18 protein-coding genes and 1 tRNA gene are annotated in these 17,418 nt (G+C 71.7%); 10 read left to right on the top strand and 9 right to left on the bottom strand.

Translation table 11 applies throughout. The features are described 5' to 3' along the window. Window positions 1-39 precede the first annotated feature (39 nt). The 6 genes from Q0741_RS12855 to Q0741_RS12880 all read right to left on the bottom strand — a co-directional run bounded on the left by Q0741_RS12855 (window position 40) and on the right by Q0741_RS12880 (window position 5,625). On the bottom strand, window positions 40-519 hold the full coding sequence (locus Q0741_RS12855) for an aminoacyl-tRNA deacylase (protein WP_298233601.1): 480 nt from the start codon (window positions 517-519) through the stop codon (window positions 40-42). A 176-nt stretch (window positions 520-695) separates the two neighbouring features. Then, a complete protein-coding gene (locus Q0741_RS12860; RefSeq protein ID WP_298233602.1) occupies window positions 696-1,844 on the bottom strand; it encodes a PAS domain-containing protein in 1,149 nt (382 codons plus the stop codon). After that, window positions 1,841-3,013: an ATP-binding protein gene (locus tag Q0741_RS12865; RefSeq protein WP_298233603.1), complete on the bottom strand. Its 1,173-nt coding sequence runs from the start codon at window positions 3,011-3,013 to the stop codon at window positions 1,841-1,843. The genes Q0741_RS12860 and Q0741_RS12865 overlap by 4 nt, the downstream gene beginning before the upstream one ends. Then, window positions 3,010-3,720: a response regulator transcription factor gene (locus tag Q0741_RS12870; protein ID WP_298233604.1), complete on the bottom strand. Its 711-nt coding sequence runs from the start codon at window positions 3,718-3,720 to the stop codon at window positions 3,010-3,012. The genes Q0741_RS12865 and Q0741_RS12870 overlap by 4 nt, the downstream gene beginning before the upstream one ends. Then, window positions 3,717-4,775: a DUF2063 domain-containing protein gene (locus tag Q0741_RS12875; RefSeq protein WP_298233605.1), complete on the bottom strand. Its 1,059-nt coding sequence runs from the start codon at window positions 4,773-4,775 to the stop codon at window positions 3,717-3,719. The genes Q0741_RS12870 and Q0741_RS12875 overlap by 4 nt, the downstream gene beginning before the upstream one ends. Further along, a complete protein-coding gene (locus tag Q0741_RS12880; RefSeq protein WP_298233606.1) occupies window positions 4,756-5,625 on the bottom strand; it encodes a DUF692 domain-containing protein in 870 nt (289 codons plus the stop codon). The genes Q0741_RS12875 and Q0741_RS12880 overlap by 20 nt, the downstream gene beginning before the upstream one ends. Before the next feature lie 232 nt (window positions 5,626-5,857). On the opposite strand from Q0741_RS12880, the gene Q0741_RS12885 reads away from it, so the two are divergent. The 9 genes from Q0741_RS12885 (at window position 5,858) to Q0741_RS12925 (ending at window position 13,188) form a co-directional block, all read left to right on the top strand. Beyond that, complete coding sequence (locus Q0741_RS12885; protein WP_298233607.1) at window positions 5,858-6,358, top strand: cupin domain-containing protein; 501 nt, start codon at window positions 5,858-5,860, stop codon at window positions 6,356-6,358. 298 nt (window positions 6,359-6,656) lie between these two features. After that, complete coding sequence (locus Q0741_RS12890) at window positions 6,657-6,980, top strand: DUF2282 domain-containing protein (RefSeq protein ID WP_298233608.1); 324 nt, start codon at window positions 6,657-6,659, stop codon at window positions 6,978-6,980. A 393-nt stretch (window positions 6,981-7,373) separates the two neighbouring features. Beyond that, on the top strand, window positions 7,374-7,877 hold the full coding sequence (locus Q0741_RS12895) for a DoxX family protein (protein ID WP_298233609.1): 504 nt from the start codon (window positions 7,374-7,376) through the stop codon (window positions 7,875-7,877). A 12-nt stretch (window positions 7,878-7,889) separates the two neighbouring features. Then, entirely contained in the window at window positions 7,890-8,234 is a 345-nt protein-coding gene (locus Q0741_RS12900; RefSeq protein WP_298233610.1) for a hypothetical protein, read from the top strand. A 21-nt stretch (window positions 8,235-8,255) separates the two neighbouring features. Beyond that, complete coding sequence (locus Q0741_RS12905; RefSeq protein WP_298233618.1) at window positions 8,256-9,038, top strand: 3-hydroxybutyrate dehydrogenase; 783 nt, start codon at window positions 8,256-8,258, stop codon at window positions 9,036-9,038. An 86-nt stretch (window positions 9,039-9,124) separates the two neighbouring features. Beyond that, window positions 9,125-10,186 (top strand): patatin-like phospholipase family protein, encoded by a 1,062-nt coding sequence (locus Q0741_RS12910; RefSeq protein WP_298233611.1) that lies wholly within the window; start codon window positions 9,125-9,127, stop codon window positions 10,184-10,186. 307 nt (window positions 10,187-10,493) lie between these two features. Continuing rightward, window positions 10,494-11,462, top strand: coding sequence for a YeeE/YedE thiosulfate transporter family protein (locus tag Q0741_RS12915; protein WP_298233612.1), 969 nt, complete (start codon window positions 10,494-10,496; stop codon window positions 11,460-11,462). After that, window positions 11,459-11,833 carry a DUF2282 domain-containing protein gene (locus tag Q0741_RS12920; RefSeq protein WP_298233613.1) on the top strand — a complete coding sequence of 125 codons (375 nt, stop codon included), beginning with the start codon at window positions 11,459-11,461 and terminating at the stop codon, window positions 11,831-11,833. Before Q0741_RS12915 ends, Q0741_RS12920 begins: the two co-directional genes overlap by 4 nt. A gap of 2 nt (window positions 11,834-11,835) precedes the next feature. Further along, window positions 11,836-13,188, top strand: a complete 1,353-nt coding sequence (locus tag Q0741_RS12925; protein ID WP_298233614.1) for an adenylate/guanylate cyclase domain-containing protein — start codon at window positions 11,836-11,838, stop codon at window positions 13,186-13,188. A 52-nt stretch (window positions 13,189-13,240) separates the two neighbouring features. Here Q0741_RS12925 and Q0741_RS12930 read toward each other — a convergent pair. The 3 genes from Q0741_RS12930 to hmpA form a co-directional block, all read right to left on the bottom strand. Continuing rightward, window positions 13,241-13,325 (bottom strand) — tRNA-Leu (locus Q0741_RS12930). 60 nt (window positions 13,326-13,385) lie between these two features. After that, complete coding sequence (locus tag Q0741_RS12935; RefSeq protein WP_298233615.1) at window positions 13,386-14,606, bottom strand: HPP family protein; 1,221 nt, start codon at window positions 14,604-14,606, stop codon at window positions 13,386-13,388. A gap of 113 nt (window positions 14,607-14,719) precedes the next feature. After that, window positions 14,720-15,910: an NO-inducible flavohemoprotein gene (gene hmpA, locus Q0741_RS12940; RefSeq protein ID WP_298233616.1), complete on the bottom strand. Its 1,191-nt coding sequence runs from the start codon at window positions 15,908-15,910 to the stop codon at window positions 14,720-14,722. A gap of 151 nt (window positions 15,911-16,061) precedes the next feature. Here hmpA and norR point away from each other — a divergent pair. Continuing rightward, window positions 16,062-17,418, top strand: a 1,357-nt coding sequence (gene norR / locus Q0741_RS12945) for a nitric oxide reductase transcriptional regulator NorR (protein WP_298233617.1), incomplete at its 3' end; no start/stop codon positions are given.

Genomic DNA, 17,418 nt, shown 5'->3' on the forward strand with positions numbered 1-17,418 from the left:
GGCCACGGTGGTGGGCCCGAGTGCGGGCCCGCTTCGCTCTCAATGCATCTGCGCCCGGCTGATCCGGCCCCAGCGCGCGCCGTGCATCAGCGCGTGGAACTGGTCCTGCGACAGCCGCAGCAGCTGTTCGTGGTCACCGGTCTCCAAGTAGATCACCTCGCGCTGCTCCAGCTCGTCGTCCACGATGGTTTCCAGCCCCCAGGCCATGCCCACGGGCGGCACGGCGCCGGGCTCGCAGCCGTCGAGCAGCTCGCCCAGGCGGCGCTCCTCCACCAGGCGCAGCTCCTGGCGGCCCAGCAGCTGCGCCACCTCGTGGGGCATCACGCTCTTGTCGGCGGGCAGCACCGCGATCACGCAGCCGTGCGGGTCTTCCAGCATCACCGCCTTGGCCAGCTGGCCGGGCGGCACGTGCGCGGCGCGGGCGGTCTCGGCGCTGCTGCGGCTGTGCGGGTGCCAGCAGACGTCGTAGCGGGTGCCGTGCTGGTTCAGGTAGTCCGATAGACGCGAAGGAATGGACATCTCAGCCTCCTTGGTCAATGCGACGGCGCCCTGCGTTGCGCAGGACGGGAGGCGAGTGTGCGCCGCTGGTGGGAGGGCGGCGACTTGGCCCCGATGGCGTCGCAGGCGGGGGTGACGGGCTTGGTGCCTGAGCGGACCCGCCCCGCCAGCTGCTTCGTCATCGCCGCGCAGGGGCTTCACGAAGGCGCCGCCGCTCCCAGCGCCTGCAGCCGCGCCCGCGCCTCGCGCAGCTCCAGCTCGATGGCCGCGCGCGCCGTGAAGATGCGGTAGACCGACTCCAGCAGCAGCTCGTCGCCGCGCGGCGCGGTGTCCAGGAAGGCCAGGTGGCCCAGCACCCGGCCGTCCTGCGCCTGGATCGGGATGCCCAGGTAGGCCTCGTAGCCCGCTTCCACCGGATACAGGCGTTGCACCTCACTGCGAAAGAAGCACAGGCGCCCGCCGCCCACCACCTGCTCGCAGGGCGTGCCGGGCAGGCCGTATTCGACGTTGTCCTCGTACTGCTGGCCTGACCAGACGGCCAGCGTGCGCACGCGCGTGGGCGGCTGGTCGGCGCATTCGGTGATGAAGGCGCAGTCCACCTCCAGCGCGCGCGCGAAATGCCGCACCAGCGCCCTGAAGAAGGCTTCGCCGAAGGCGTCGGCGGTGCCGCGGGCCACGGCGTCAAGGATGGTCTCCACGCGCTTGAGCCGGGTGACGTCGGTGTCCAGCCCGACCATGCGGTAGGGCGTGCCGCTGGCATGGCGCAGCGCCACGCCGCGCGTGAGCACCCAGCGCAGGCTGCCGTCCTTGTGTTTCAAGCGCAGCTCGCCCTCGAAGCGGCACTGCGCGTCGGCCAGGTGGCGCTGCAGCGCCTGCTCCAGCGCGGGCAGGTCCTGCGGCTCCACGCAGGCGCGCCACTGCGCGCGCGAGTCGCCCAGCTCGTGCTCGGCGTAGCCCAGCATGCTTTTCCAGCGCGGGGACAGCCGCATGCGGTCGGCGCCGATGTCCCATTCCCACAGCCCGTCCTGGCTGCCGCGCAGCGCCAGCTCGTAGCGCTGCTCGCCCGCGCGCACGGCGGCCAGCGCTTCGCCGCGCTCGGCCTGGGCATGCTCCAGAGCCTGCTGCAGCGCGCCCAGGCGCTGTGCCTGCCCGGCCAGTTGCACCTTCAGCGCCAGCTCGCGCCGCCGCGCCCGGCAGCCCAGCGCAACGGCCAGCCCCAGCGCGCAAACAAGTGCCGGCGCCAGCGCGGCGCTGCCCAGGCGCAGCGCAAGCCCGCCCAGCGCCGCGGCCAGGACCAGCAGCAGGCCCAGCACCCACGGGTACCGACTCGGGGCAATGATGTTCATGGCGCGGCGATGGTCCCGCCGGGCAGGGGCTGCGCTTGTGTCGCCATGTCTTTGTCGTTCGAAACGGTCAGTCCGGGCGCCAGCGGCAGGTCGAAGCTGAAGGTGGTGCCGTGGCCCGGCCTGCTGCGCACCCGCAGCTGCCCGCCGTGCAGCTGCACCATCAGCCGCGCGATGGCCAGGCCGAGCCCGGCGTGGTGGCGCGCGCCGGTGCGGTCGGCGCGGTAGAAGCGGTCGAACACCTTGTCGATCTCGTCGGCCGGGATGCCCACGCCGGTGTCGCTCACCGCCACCGTGGCGCGGCCCTGGTCCAGCCCCAGCTCCAGCGTGACGCGGCCCCCTTCGGGCGTGTGGCGCAGCGCGTTCTCCACCAGGTTCTCCAGCACGCGCTCGACCATGCCGATGTCGGCCTCCACCAGCGGCATGGCGGCGCCGCAGGCGGCGTGCAGCGTGAGCTGGCGCTGCGCGGCGTCGAGGGCGAATTTCTGCGCCACGTCCTGCACCAGCTCCGCCAGCGGGAAGCGCTCGCATTGCGGGTGCACGTCCTCGGCCTCCAGCTTGGTGAGCTGGAACAGGTCGTTGACCAGCCGGCCCAGCCGCTCGCTGTGCTTGGCCGCGACTTCGAGGTAGTTGCGCTCCTCGGCCTCGGAAAGCTCGCCGCGGCGCAGCAGCAGGATCTCCAGGTAGCCCTGCATCGAGGCCAGCGGCGTGCGCAGGTCGTGCGAGACGTTGGCCAGCAGGTCGCGCCGGCGCGTGGCCACGCGCTCCAGCTCGCCGAGCTGGTCGGCGATGCGCCCGGTCATGCCTTCCACGTGCGCGGCCAGGCGCTCGATCTCGTCGCCGTGCGCGTCGGCCTCGGCCAGCGCCAGCGGCGTGCGGAAGTCGCCGCGCTGGTCGTAGGCGTCCACCGCGTCGGCCAGGCGCTTGAGCCGCCGCGTGAAGAGCTGGAACACGCACAGCGCCGCCAGCAGCGAGAACACCACGCTGCCGATCATCACGTCGGTGGACAGCTCCAGCAGCCGCGAGGGCTCGAACATCGCCTGCGTCGCCACGACGAGCAGCCCGCCCACGGCGATGAAGGCCGCGGCCAGCAGGGCGGAGAGTTTCAGCGACAGGCTGTTGCCCACGGGGCCGCGCGTGCGCGGCGGCTTGGGTTGGACCAGGAAGCTCATGACTGCGACGCGAAGCGGTAGCCCACGCCCCACACGGTCTGGATGTGTGCCGGCTGCGCCGGGTCGCGCTCGATCTTGTTGCGCAGCCGGTTGATGTGGGAGTTGACGGTGTGCTCGTAGCCGCTGTGGGTGTAGCCCCAGACCTGGTCCAGCAGTTGCGCGCGGGTGAAGACGCGGCCCGGCGCGCGCGCGAAGTGCACCAGCAGCTCGAACTCCTTGGCCGTGAGGTCCACGGGGCGGCCGGAGACCCGTACCTCGTGGCGGTCGAGGTCGATGCGCAGCTCGCCGGCCTCGATGAGGGTGCTCGCCGGCGTGGCGGCCGCGGCCTCGAAATGCTCCTGCCGGCGCAGGATGGCCTTCACCCGCGCCGCCAGCTCCAGCATGGAGAAGGGTTTCGTCAGGTAGTCGTCCGCGCCCAGCTCCAGGCCCAGCACGCGGTCCAGCTCGGAGGACTTGGCGGTGAGCATGAGGATGGGCAGGTAGCCCCCGCTGCGGCTGCGCAGGCGCTTGCAGATCTGCAGCCCGTCCAGGCGCGGCAGCATGAGGTCCAGGATCAACAGGTCCCAGCGCCCGTCCTCGGCCTCGGCCAGGCCGGTGACGCCGTCGCCGACCAGCCGGTGCTCGAAGCCCAGCTCGGCCAGCTGCAGCGTCACGAGGCGGCCGATGTCCGGGTCGTCCTCGATCACCAGCACGCGACGGGGGGTCATGAGGGGTCTCCTTGGAGGGCGGGGTGCGGGGTGGTAGAGGAAGGAAAGGATGAGGTGCATGCCGTGAGCGGCGCCGCTTCACCCACTACTTCGTCATTCCCGCGAAGGCGGGAATCCAGGCGGCCCCCAAGTTGGCCGGTGGCAGATCGGTCGGCACCCCAGTCACTGCCGGTCTGGTTCGCTGCACCCTTGCTCCGCTCTGGCGTGGGGCCGCCTGGATCCCCGCCTGCGCGGGGATGACGAAGTAGGGTGCGCGGCGCTTCAGCTGACGAGGTGTGATCCAAAGCACAAAAACTCCCCAGCTCCAGATGCCGCATCAGCACCGCCGGCAGCTCGAAGCCAGGGTCCGCCACCAGCGCCAGCCCGCACGCCGCCGCCAGCGCCTCGCCGTCGTGCAGCGCCCGCAGCCAGGCGTATTCGCCCACGCCCAGCAGCCGGAACTCCACTTCCAGCTCGCGCTGCGCCACCAGCAGCCGCGTGCCGCCGCCGTGCCAGTCGATGGCCTCCAGGGCGTCTTCGGCGTTGCCCTGGTGCGCCCGCCACAGGTCCAGTACCGGCCACTCGGAGGCCAGCAGCCGGGCGCAGGGCTGCAGTTTCAGCCGCAGCGCCGCCTGCTGGTCCGCGTCCAGCGCCGCCAGCGCGTCCAGCGAGAGCGCGGGCACCGGCGCCTCGTGATAGACGGCGTGGCAGGCCCATTCCAGCGCCGCCACGTCCGGCAGGTAGGGCAGCGACGTGGCCGGCTCGAAGCCGCGCAGGAATTCGGACAACTCGGCGCCGAAGTCATGCAGGTTGCCCGAGCGCGAGGGGAACGCGGGGATGAAGCGCCGCGCCAGTGCCCGGAAGAACGCGTCGCCCACGAGTTGCCGCACCACCGGGTACACCGCGCCCAGCGCCGCGCTGAGGCTTTCGAAGCAGTTATTCCGGTAGAGCTGCAGCCGCCGCGCCGCGTCCAGCCCCGGCGTGGGGCGCAGCAGCGCCGCGGCGGCGGTGGCGTCGCCGCGCTGGAGCAGGGCGTGCATCACTTGGCGTTGGATCTCATGCAGGGCAGCAGGCATGGGTGTGCTCCTCCATCAGCGCGGCGGCCTGGCGCGCCTCGGCCACCAGCGTGGGCAGCGGCGGCAGCTCGGCGTCCCACTCGATCAGCGTGGGCCGCGGCCCCAGGCACCGCAGCGCTTGCGCGTACAGCGCCCACACGTCCTCGCTCACGCGGCGGCTGTGGGTGTCGATGAGGATTTCGGCGCCGTCGTCGAAGCGCCGGTGCGTGAAGCCCGCCAGGTGGTATTGCGCGACGGCCTCGGGCGGCAGCGCGGCCAGGTAATCCGCGGGATCGAAGCCGTGGTTGCGCGCGCTCACGTACAGGTTGTTCACGTCGAGCAGCAGGCCGCAGCCGCTGCGCCGCGCGACCTCGCTGATGAAATCCCACTCCGGCATCTCGTCGGCCGCGAAGCGCAGGTAGCTGGAGAGGTTCTCCAGCAGCAGCGGGCGGCCCAGCGCCTCCTGCACCTGCTGCACGCGCGCCACCACGTGCGCCAGCGCCTCGCGCGTGAAGGGCAACGGCAATAAATCGTTGGCGTAGAGGCCGTCCACGCAGCTCCAGCTCAGGTGCTCGGAGACGAGCGCGGGCTGCAGCTCATCGACCAGCTCGCGCAGGCGCCGCAGGTGCTGCGCGCGCAGCGGGTCCACCGAGCCGATGGACAGTCCCACGCCGTGCAGGCTCAGCGCACAGAACTCGCGCGCGCGGCGCAGCCAGTGCAGCGGCGGCCCGCCGCGGCCGAAGTAGTTCTCGCTGTGCACCTCCGCGAAGTCCACCCGGGGTTTCAGGTCCAGCAGCGCGGCGTGGTGCTCGGCGCGCAGGCCGATGCCGGCAGCGCAGGGCGGCAGCGGGTGCGAGAGCAGAGGATTCATGCGCGCTCCTGGAGGGGCTGAAGGCTTGAAAAACAGTCTAGGCAGCGGGGCGTGGAGCGCAGGGCTCGTGATGGAAAAGTGATCTTTGGTGGCCCGCCGCGCGGCGTGACCAAAACGTGACCAACGCGCGACCGCGCGGTGAAGCCCGGCGACCAAATTTGTCTGCGGGCGGCCCGGCAAAGGGCCGGTCCATGCAACCCCTCCAAACCCTCTTTCCGATGGAGCACGCCGCATGAACCGCATGACTTCCTCCCCCCGGCGCCGCGTGGCGCAAGCCACCGTCGTGGCCGCCGTCGCCGCGCTGGGCGCCACGGCCGCGCTGGCCGGCGAATGCCCGGCCGACAAGCGCGTCCCCGACGGCCGCGGCCAGGCCATGGGTCCGACCCTGCCGCAGGGCGTCACGGACGTGGTGCGCGCCATGACGGACCTCTCGCGCGAGCCGTTGGCGCTGCAGGGTCGGGCCTTCAGGCTGCGCCAGCTCGACATCGAGCCCGGCGGCATCGTGCCCTGGCACAGCCACGACCACCGCCCGGCCATGATCTACACGGTCTCGGGCGAGGTCACCGAGTACGCCAGCAGCTGCGCCATGCCCATCGTGCACCGCGCCGGCGACGTCGCGCCCGAGCGCAACGGCACCTCCCACTGGTGGAAGAACACCGGCTCCACCCCGGCGGTGCTGATCGCGGTCGATCTCTTCCCCGTCGACAAGCCGCACATGGAACACGACATGTGAGGCCCGCGCCGCGGCGCGGGCCGCCAAGCCCGTGCCGCCGCGGCGTCCCTGTGCCTTTCGGAGGCCGCCATGAACATCCGCCATCCCGAACTGAACCTGCGGCTCGCGCTCGCGCTCGCGTCCGCGCTGGCCGCGGCCTGAACGGCGCCGTGACCAAAACGTGAATTTCGCTCCACGGCCGCGTGATGCCCGCCGACCAGACTGTGGATCACGGGGCGACCGAAGTTGCAGCCGCAACGGGGGCGATCCGGCCTGAACCCGAACCTCAATCCTTTCCCTACCGACCAAGGAGTCCGACATGAGCACCCAATCGAAGACCCTCGTTGCCGCTTCCATCGCCACGCTGGTGGCGCTGGGCGGATCGCTGGGCAGCGGCCCGGCGCTGGCCGCCAAGGGCGACATGGAGAAGTGCGCCGGCATCGTCAAGGCCGGCAAGAACGACTGCGGCACCAGCAAGAGCGCCTGCGCCGGCACCTCCACCATGGACCGCGAGGCCGAGGCCTGGATCTACGTGCCCAAGGGCACCTGCGCGCGCATCGCCGGCGGCATGGTCACGGACAAGCCCGAGAACGTGCACGGCGGGGCGGCGGCGCTGATGAAGGGAGAGAAGAAGGCGGGGTGAGCTGACCCGTCCAGGCAAGCTGCCAGACGTTGGCCGTGAGCTGGATGGCTGCGCTGCCTGGTTCGTCTTGCCCGCGAAGGTGCACGGGTGTCCGGGGAACGTGGCGGAGCGTCAGTCGGGAGCTGGTTTGCCTCGCTAACTACTCCGTCATTCCCGCGAAGGCGGGAATCCAGGCGGCCCCCCGTCAGCGCGAAGCCTGGGTGCAGCGAATCAAGACCCCCAATTCCCGGCGTTCCGACCAATCCGCTTGCGGCCGGCTTGGGGGCCGCCTGGACTCCCGCCTTCGCGGGAGTGACGAATCAGGGTGCGAAGCGGCTCGGCTCACGGCGAATGCCTCCCAACCATCCATCCGTCCCGCGCGTCTGCGGACAGCACCACTCAGGAGCAATCAACGTGCATTACGTCAACTCGCCTTCGCAGTTCCCCACCACCGCACCCCCCGGCCTCGCACAGCGCGCCCTGGAGCAGGGCCGCCTGGTGCGCGGCCTCGATCACCTTTCGCCGGTGGTGGACCTGGTCCTGCGCCTCTTCGTCGCCGCCGTGTTCTTCAAGTCCGGCCTGACCAAGCTCGCGAGCTGGGACTCGACGCTGGCCCTGTTCGAGAACGAGTACGCCGTGCCGCTGCTGCCGCCGGCGCTGGCGGCGCTGCTGGGCACGGGGGTGGAGCTGTTCTTCCCGGTGCTGCTGGTGCTGGGCCTCGGCACGCGGCTGGCCGCCGCGGTGCTGTTCGTGTTCAACGTCGTGGCCGTCATTTCCTATCCGGACCTGGGCGCCGTGGGCCTGAAGGATCACCAGACCTGGGGCCTGATGCTGCTGGTGACGCTCACGCACGGCCCCGGCGCGCTGTCGCTGGACCGGCTGCTCGGCCGCCGCGTGTGGCCGGGCTCGGATCGCTGAGGGAGCGCGGCCATGACCCGCCACATCGTGATCGTGGGCGGCGGCTTCGGCGGCACCGCGCCCACGCGGGCCTTCAGCCACCGCTCGCGCGGAATGATGGCCACCACCGGCCACCTCAAGGGCGTGGCCGAGCTGTCCGGGCTGCGGCTGTCGGGCCTGCCGGCCTGGCTGCTGTGGCGCGCGTACTACCTGCTGCTCATGCCCACCCTCGGACGCAAGGTGCGCATCTGGGTCGAGTGGACCTGGAGCATGTGCTTCAGCGCCGACATCACGCACCTGCGCTTCACGCGCACGCCGGAGGCGGATGGGGAAGGGACGCCGTCCCAGGCCGTACTGCCTTCCCGTCCCACCGTCTGAACCCTCCTGGAGAACACCATGCTGCTCGCAAGCAAATCCGCCATCGTCACCGGCTCCACCAGCGGCATCGGGTTGGCTATTGCCCGGGCCTTCGCGGCGCAGGGCGCCGACGTGATGCTCAACGGGCTGGGCCCCGCCGACGAGATCGAGCGCACCCGGGCCGGGCTGCAGCGCGAGTTCGGCGTGAAGGTGCGCTTCCACGGCGCGGACATGCGCCAACCACAGGAGATCCGCGACCTGGCGGCGCGCGCCGAAGCCGAGTTCGGCCGGGTGGACATCGTGGTCAACAACGCCGGCATCCAGCACGTGGCGCCGGTGGAGGACTTCCCGCCCGACCGCTGGGACGCCGTGCTGGCCATCAACCTCACGGCGGCCTTCGTGCTGATCCAGGCCGTGGTGCCGGGCATGAAGGCGCGGCGCTTCGGCCGCATCCTCAACGTGGCGTCGGCGCACGGGCTCACGGCGTCGCCCTTCAAGTCGGCCTACGTCGCGGCCAAGCACGGGCTGGTGGGGCTCACGCGCTGCGTGGCGGTGGAGCTGGCCGAATCCGGCATCACGGCCAACACGCTCTGTCCGGGCTACGTGAAGACGCCGCTGGTGGAGCGGCAGATCGCCGACCAGGCGCGCGCGCACGGCATCCCGCCCGAGGCGGTGGTGCGCGACGTGATGCTGGTGCACCAGGCGCGCAAGGAGTTCGTGCGCGTGGAGGAGTTGGCCGCGCTGGCGGTGTTCCTGGCCTCCGAGGCCGCCGCCTCCCTGACCGCCGCCGCCATCCCGATGGACGGGGGCTGGACCCAGCACTGATCCCGTTTTGCCGCGGGAGCCCGAAGATGTCCGTTCAGCCAGCCCTGGTCGAACGGAGCGACGAGATGCGAAACCGAGGAGCCGCCATGGACATGCGCGTGAAACCCAGCCGCCAGCGGGCGGCCGTGAAGCCCGAAGTGAAGACCGTCAACCTGGCGCTGCAGGGCGGTGGGGCGCATGGCGCCTTCGCCTGGGGCGTGCTGGACCGGCTGATCGAGGACGGCCGCATCCGCTTCGAGGGCATCAGCGCCACCAGCGCCGGCGCCATGAACGCGGCGGTGCTGGCGCACGGCTGGACCGTGGACGGGCCCGACGGCGCGCGCGAGGCGCTGGAGCGCTTCTGGCGCGCGGTGAGCGAGGCCGACCAGCGCTGGAACCCGTACCGCGCGCTGCCGTGGATGAGCTGGCTGCACGACTTCCCGCTGGAGTACTCGCCGGCCTACCAGTGGATGGAGTTCCTCACGCGCGTGTTCTCGCCCTATCAGCTCAACCCGCTGAACTTCAACCCGCTGCGCGACGTGCTGGAGGCGCACGTGGATTTCGAGCGGCTGCGGCGCGAGTCGGCCGTGAAACTGTTCCTGTGCGCCACCAACGTGCAGACCTGCAAGGTGCGCATCTTCAGCTGCGCCGACGTGAGCGCGGACGCGGTGCTGGCTTCGGCCTGTCTGCCCTTCGTGTTCCAGTCGGTGATGATCGACGGCGAGCCCTACTGGGACGGCGGCTACATGGGCAACCCGGCCATCTTCCCGCTGATCTACGAGTGCGACGCGCGGGACGTGGTGATCGTGCACCTGAACCCCATCGTGCGCCGGGGCGTGCCGACCACGGCCGGGGAGATCCTGAACCGGCTCAACGAGGTGAGCTTCAACTCCTCGCTGATGCGCGAGATGCGCGCCATCGTGTTCGTCACCGGGTTGATCGAGCGCGGCAAGCTCTCCAGCGACGAGTTCAAGCAGATGCTCATCCACTCGATCCGTGCCGACGACGTGATGAGCGGCTACGGCGCCGCCAGCAAGCTCAACTGCGACTGGAACTTCCTCACCGAGCTGCGCGACGCCGGACGCCTGCACGCCGGGCGCTGGCTGGAGCAGCACTTCGGCGCGCTGGGGGTGCGGTCGAGCGTGGACTTGAGGGGGGAGTTTTTGTGAGGCGTCAAGACCGCACGGGCGACTTGATGCAGTGCCGGTGCCTCGCTGCCCAGCGTCATGAGCGGCGAGATACCGTGAGCTGAAACGCCTCGCTCTCTACTTCGTCATGCCCGCGAAGGCGGGCATCCACGAACGCCGACACGCCACCCTGACGAGGCATTGAGGCAGGCCCGCGTTTGCAGGCTGCGTCCCGGTACTCGTGGATGCCCGCCTGCGCGGGCATGACGGGTCAGGGGGCGGCGCACGTCGGCTCACGGCCGGCGACGGTGTCGTACTCAGACAGTCGTCGCGACCCAAGGAGCTCTCCATGACCCATCTCACGAGCGCCGCCGCCGTGCTCGCCGTCCTGGCCTGCGTCGCCCTGATGGGCTTTGCCATCCAGCGCGGCGGCACCTGCACCGTCGCGGCCGTGGAAGAGGTGTTGCGCCAGCGCAGCGCCCGGCGGTTGCGCGCCATGGGCGAGGCGGCGCTGTGGGTGGCCGGCGGGCTGGCGCTGGCTCAAGTAGCGGGCTGGACCGGCGTCATGCCCGCGCCGCATCCGGTGGGCGTCCACACGGTGCTGGGCGCCGCGCTGCTGGGGCTGGGCGCCTGGATCAACGGCGCTTGCGTCTTTGGCGCCATCGCGCGGCTGGGCTCGGGACAGTGGGCGCAGGCCGCGGTGCCGGCGGGTTTCTACCTCGGCTGCCTGGCGGCGGGCCTGCTGGGACCGCAGCCGGTGGCGGCCACCTCGCCCCCGCCGAGCCTGCTGCCCCAGGCCCCGCTGGCCGCCGGCTTCGTGCTGTTCGCGGCCTGGCGCCTGGCGCGCGGATCGCGCGGCGGCTGGCGCGCCGTGGCGGCGCGGGTGTGGGCGCCGCACGCGGCCACGGCCGTCATCGGCCTCTGCTTCCTGCTGAGCTGGCTGCTGGCCGGCGCCTGGGCCTACACGGATCTGCTGGCGGCGCTGGCGCGGCGCATGGCATCTCACCCGGCCCTGCCGCTGGCGCTACTGACCGCGCTGCTCGGCGGTGCACTGGTGGGCGGCTGGACGGCCGGGCGTTTGAAAAGCCAGCGCCCGACGCCGGCGCAGTGGCTGCGCAGCCTGGCGGGCGGGGCGCTCATGGCGGTGGGCAGCCTGCTGATCCCGGGCTCCAACGACGGCCTGGTGCTGGTGGGGCTGCCGCTGCTGCATCCGCATGCCTGGCTCGCCTTCGGCGTGATGTGCACGGTCATCGCCGCCGCGATGCGGTTGGCGCAGGGGCTCAAGGCGCCGGTGCTGCGCGGGGAGAAACTGCAATGAGCGCGGGCCCGTCCCTGGAACCGTCCGACGGGGCCGATGCCACCGGCGCCACCGGCGCACCTCGCATGGCCCCGGGCTGCGCCACCGCGCTGGGCAACGCGCTCGTGCTGGGCAGCGTGCTGCTGGCGGCGCTGGCCGCGGTGCAGCGCTACACGCAAGTGCTGAGCACGCCGGGCAGCAGCTTCGTGCTGGAGCGCGAGCGCTGCCACGGCATCGTGCGTGCCGGCCGCAATGACTGCGGCACCAGCGTCCACGCCTGCGCGGGCCAGGCGCGCGAGGAGCGGGGCGCGGAGGAATGGATCGTCCTGCCCGCGGGCACCTGTGAGCGCATCGCGGGCGGGCGGCTGCGCGTCGGCGGCACGGGAGCCTGAGCATGGCCGCCGCGTGGCGCTCCTGGCTGCTGCTGAACGCGCCCGGCGCGACGCTGCCGGCGCGGGTACGGCAGGAACTGCGGGCGGAGCAGTTCCGCGCCGAGTTGCTGGTGGCGGGCGTGCAGCTGCTGCTGGTGGGCTTGCTGGCGGTGCTGGTGGGCATCACGCCGCCGGGCTTCGCGCCCGATGCGCCGGTGCAGGCCGCGCCGCTGGGGCTGAGCCTGTTCGCGCTGCTGGTGCTGCTGCGCCTGTACGCGGCCTGGACCGGCCAGCTCGGCCCCCGGCTGCTGGCCGCCGGCGTGGTGGCGGAGATGGGCGTGCTCATCGCCACGCTCTGGCTGCAGCATCTGCAGTACGAGCAGCCGCCGCAGCTGGCGCTCAAGGGCACGGCCTTCGTCTACGTCTTCGTGCTGGTGGGCCTGCGCGCGCTGCGCTTCGAGCCGCTGTGGGTGGCGGTGTCGGGCGGCACCGCCTTGCTGGGCTGGCTGGCGCTGCTGGGCTGGACGCTGTGGAGCGCGCCGGCGAGCCCGATCACCTGGGACTACGTGACCTCGCTGCGCTCGCTGCAGATCCACCTCGGCAGCGAACTGGACAAGCTGCTGGCGCTGGCGCTGTTCACCGCCACGCTGACGCTGGCCCTGGTGCGTGCCCGCGCGCTGCTGCGGCGCGCGCTGGCACAGCAGCGCGCGGCGGCGGACTTGTCACTGTTCTTCGACGACGCGGTGGCACGGCGCATCACGGGCTCGGAGGACGAGCTCATGGCCGGGCAGGGCGAGCTGCGGGAAGCGGCGGTGCTGTTCCTGGATCTGCGCGGCTTCACTGCGGCGGCGGCGCAGCTCGGCCCGCGGGGCGTGATCGCGCTGCTGGGCGAGTACCAGCGGCTGATCGTTCCCATCCTGCGGCGCCACGGCGGCAGCGTCGACAAGTACCTGGGTGACGGCATCCTGGCCAGCTTCGGCGCGGTGGCGCCGGACCCTGCCTGCGCCGCGCGGGCGCTGCGCGCGGTGGACGAGATCGTGCTGGCGGTGGACGGCTGGCGCGCGCGGCGGCGGCAGGCCGGGCTGGCGGCGCCGGACGTGGGCGCCGGGCTGGCGGCGGGGGAGGTGGTGTCGGGCATCGTCGGCGATGGCCGGCGGCTGGAATACACCGTCATCGGCGACGCCGTGAACCTCGCGGCCAAGCTGGAGAAGCACAACAAGGCCCAGGGCACGCGGGCGCTGGCCACGCGCGAGGCTTACGCGCTGGCGCGGGCGCAGGGCTACGAGGGGGAGAAGCGGCTGTGCTTGGGCGCCGCGGTGGCCGGCGTGGCGGCGCCTATCGATCTGGCGGTGCTGGCGGACACGACGGCTCGTTGAGGTTTCCGGGCCGGAAATGAAAAAAGCCAGCGCAGTGCGCTGGCTTTTTCGTTGGTGCCCAGGAGAGGACTCGAACCTCCACGGAGTTACCCGCTAGTACCTGAAACTAGTGCGTCTACCAATTCCGCCACCTGGGCAGGTGTTCGTCTCAGAAGCTGCGCAGTTTAGCAGCGTTTTTAGCGACTACACAAGCGTTTCTATCGATTTTTCAGGGCGGATGCCGTTTCGCCGAAGCCGGTGGCCTCGTCGAGCCGGCGGCGGTAGAGCGCGGCCACCAGGTCCGACTGCGTGACCATGCCGACCAGGCGCCGATCGGCGTCCACGACCGGGATGTGGTGCAGCCCCAGGTCCGACAGCAGCGGCACGAGCTCGACGATGGGCGTGTCCACGCCGGCGGTGTGCACGCGGGCGGTCATGATCTGGCCCACCGCCTCGGGCTTCTCGGTGTGCGTCAGGCCGCTGGGTCGCAGGAAGTCGCGCAGCTTGCGCGACCAGCCGTCGTGGCGGTCCAGGCCGGCGTGCTTCATGAAATCCACCAGCGTGAGGATGCCGATGACGTGCCGGGCCCGGTCCACCACCGGCAGCGCCTTGACGCGGTGGCCGCGCAGCTGGTTCCAGGCCTCTGTCAGCGAGGTGCCGAACTCCACCGTCACCACGTCGCGCGACATGATGTCGCCGCAGCGGATCACGCCGAATCGGCGCTGGTAGGCCTGGGCCTCGGCCTGGTGCAGCAGGTCTTCCAAGTCGTCGGGGTCCACGTCCAGCACCTGCCCGTAGCGGTGCAGCACCACCTCCAGGTCCTCGTGCGTGAAGCCCAGGCGCTGGTTGGGCGCGGCATCGGCGGTGCCGTGGCCGGGCGCTGGCGGGGCGGCGCGGTGCGGGTAGGCGCGGCCGGTGACGTTGTTGTAGAGAACGGCCGCCAGCAGCAGCAGCGCCGTGTTCAGCCCGACGGGCATGAGTACGAAGCTGAAACCTTGGGCCTGCAGTGCCGAGCCGCCCAGCACGGCCGAGACGGCGATGGCGCCGCCCGGCGGGTGCAGGCAGCGCAGCCAGAACATGGCCAGCAGCGCCAGCATCAGCGCCAGGCCCGCCGACAGCGGCGAGGTGCCCAGCGCCAGCACGCAGGCCACGCCCATGGTGGCCGACACCATGTTGCCGCCCAGCACCGACCAGGGCTGCGCCAGCGGGCTGGCCGGCAGCGCGAACAGCAGCACCGCCGAGGCGCCCATGGGCGCGATCAGCCAGGGCTGGCCGGCGGCGAGCATCGAGCGCGCCATCAGCGCGGTGGCCAGGATGCCGACCAGGCCGCCGGCCGCGGCACGCCAGCGCTCCCGCGGCGCCACGTCCAGGCGTGGCGGCAGCAGCCGCTTCAGGGAGGAAAGACGGGGAGAAGTGGGGGTAGTGGTAAGCGACGACACGGACTTCAAGGAAGGTCGGCGAGGGCGGGAGTCTGCGCGCTGCCCTAAATCGGTGCAGGCGCAGGGTCAGAGATGGGCAGGGCACCCCGCCCTGCCCAGGAAGGCTCCCGGGTTCAAGCCGCCTCTTCCAGCGCCTCCAGCGGCCCGAAGAACTCCCAGCGCAGCCGTTCTTCCGGCACGCCCAGCGCCAGCGCCAGGCGGCGCACCTGCTGCATGAAGGGTTTGGGGCCGAGGAAGTACAGGTCCACGTCGCGGTCCGCGGGCAGGTGCTGCACCAGCACCTGGGACGTGAGGCGGCCCACGGCGTGCGGCTTGTCGCCCGCGCGCGGCTCGTCGTAGAGGAAGAAGGCCTGCACGTTCGGATGCTCGGCCGCCAGCGCCTGCACGCGCTCGCGGAAGGCGTGCACGCCGCCGTGGCGCGCGGCATGCAGGAAGTGCACGGGGCGGCCGGTGGCGGCCACGGTCTCCAGCATGCTCATCGCGGGCGTGATGCCCACGCCGCCGGTGATCAGCAGCAGCGGGCGCGTGGCGTCGAGCTTGTCCAGCACGAACTCGCCCGCGGGTTGCTGCACCTGCAGCTCGGTGCCGACCTGGGCCTGGTCGTGCAGCCAGTTCGACACCTTGCCGCCGGGCTCGCGCTTGACGCTGATGCGCCAGGTGTCTTGCCCCGGCGCGCCGGAGAGCGAGTAGTTGCGCCGCGTGGGCTGGCCGTCGATGTTGAGCACCAGCGTCAGGTACTGGCCGGGGTGGTACGCCGGCAGCGCACCGCCGTCCACGGGGGCCAGGTAGAAGGAGGTGATCAGTTCGCTCTCCACCTCGCGGCGCGCGACGCGGAAGGCGCGCGTGCCGCGCCAGCCGCCCACGCGCTCGGCGTTGCTGGCGTACACCTCCTCCTCGGCCTGGATCAGCACCTGCGCCAGCGCGCCGTAGGCCTCGGCCCAGGCGTTGATGATGTCGTCGGTGGCGGCCGCGCCCAGCACCTCGCGGATGGCGCGCAGCAGGTACTCGCCGACGATGGGGTAGTGCTCGGGCAGCACACCCAGCGCCACGTGCTTGTGCACGATGCGCGGCAGCTCGCCGGCGATCTTGTCGAGGCGGTCGATGTGCGCCGCGTAGGCCAGCACCGCGTGCGCCAGCGCGCGCGGCTGCGAGCCATGCGCCTGGTGCGCCTCGTTGAAGAAGGCCTTCACTTCCGGGCGCTCGCGGAACATGAGCGGATAGAAGTGCTTCGTGATCGCCTCGCCGTGCTCCTGCAGCACGGGAACGGTGGCTTTGACAAGTTCAATGGTCTTGGGGGACAGCATGTGGAAGCTCCTGAAGCAGAACCTTTGTTCCATATCAAGTTGCGGGCCTGCCCGCCGGCGTGCGCCAAGTACTTGATTCATCTCAATTCCATGCCCGCGGTGGTCTTTTTCACTCGGATTAGCGCGTGGTCGAATAGACAACAATGTGGTCATGAAGACCGAGATGACAGGTGTAGCGGCAGAGGACGTGCGCTACGCCGAGCTGTTGGCCGCCGTGCGCGGCATGGCGCAGGCGGACGCAGTGGCGCTGCTGCGGCTCGAAGGCGAGGTGCTGGTGCCGGTGGCGGTGCAGGGCCTGAGCGAGGAGGCGCTGGCGCGGCGCTTCCCGGTGCAGGCCCATCCGCGGCTGGCGCTGCTGCTGCGCAGTCCGCAAGGGCAGCGGCTGCCGGCGGACTGCAGCCTGCCCGACCCCTACGACGGGCTGGTGGCGCACCAGCCCGAGATCCTGCCGGTGCACGACTGCATGGGCGCGCCGCTGCGGCTGGATGGCCAGACCTGGGGCCTGCTGACACTGGACGCGCTGCAGCCCGGGCGTTTCGACACGGTGCAGGCGCAGCTGCCGGCGCTGGCGCGGCTGGTGGAGCAGGGCATTGCGGCGGCACAGACCATCCGCGCGCTGGCCGACAGCGCCGAGCAGGCGCTGGCGCGGGCCGAGGCGCTGCGCGACGAGGGCCAGCGCGCGCCGCGCGAACTGCTGGGCCGCAGCCCGGCGATGCAGCGGCTGCAGCGCGAGATCGCCACCGTCGCCGCCTCGGAGCTGACGGTGCTGATCCTGGGCGAGACCGGCGTGGGCAAGGAACTGGTTGCCCGCCGGCTGCATGCCCAGTCGCTGCGCCATGCGCAGCCGCTGGTGCAGGTGAACTGCGCGGCGTTGCCGGAGACGCTGGCCGAGAGCGAACTGTTCGGCCACCGGCGGGGCGCCTTCACCGGCGCGACGCAGGCGCGCGCGGGGCGCTTCCAAGTCGCCGACGGCGGCACGCTGTTCCTGGACGAGGTGGGCGAGCTGTCGCTGCCGGTGCAGGCCAAGCTGCTGCGCGTGCTGCAGAGCGGTGAAGTTCAGCGCCCGGGCAGCGACGAGGTGGTGCACGTGGACGTGCGGGTGATCGCGGCGACGAACCGTGACCTGGCGGAGGAAGTGGCGGCCGGGCGCTTCCGCGCCGATCTCTACCACCGGCTGTCGGTGTACCCGCTGCGCGTGCCGCCGCTGCGCGAGCGCGGGCGCGACGTGCTGGCGCTGGCGGAGAGTTTTTTGGAGGAGAACCAGCACCGCCTGGGCGCGCGCAACCTGCGCCTGTCGCCGGCGAGCAAGGCGCTGCTGTTGCACCAATCCTGGCCGGGCAACGTGCGCGAGCTGGAGCACCTGATCAGCCGCGCCGCGCTGCGCGCCCGCATGGAATCAGGCAAGGGCCGCTGGATCGCGATCGAGCCCCGGCACCTGCTGGGCGAGGCGGGCATCGCCGGCGCCGGGATGCCGGTGGCGGCGCCAGCGCCGGCTGCCGCGGGCGGCG

It is taken from the genome of uncultured Azohydromonas sp. (genome assembly GCF_937926365.1).
GTDB lineage: Bacteria > Pseudomonadota > Gammaproteobacteria > Burkholderiales > Burkholderiaceae_C > Azohydromonas.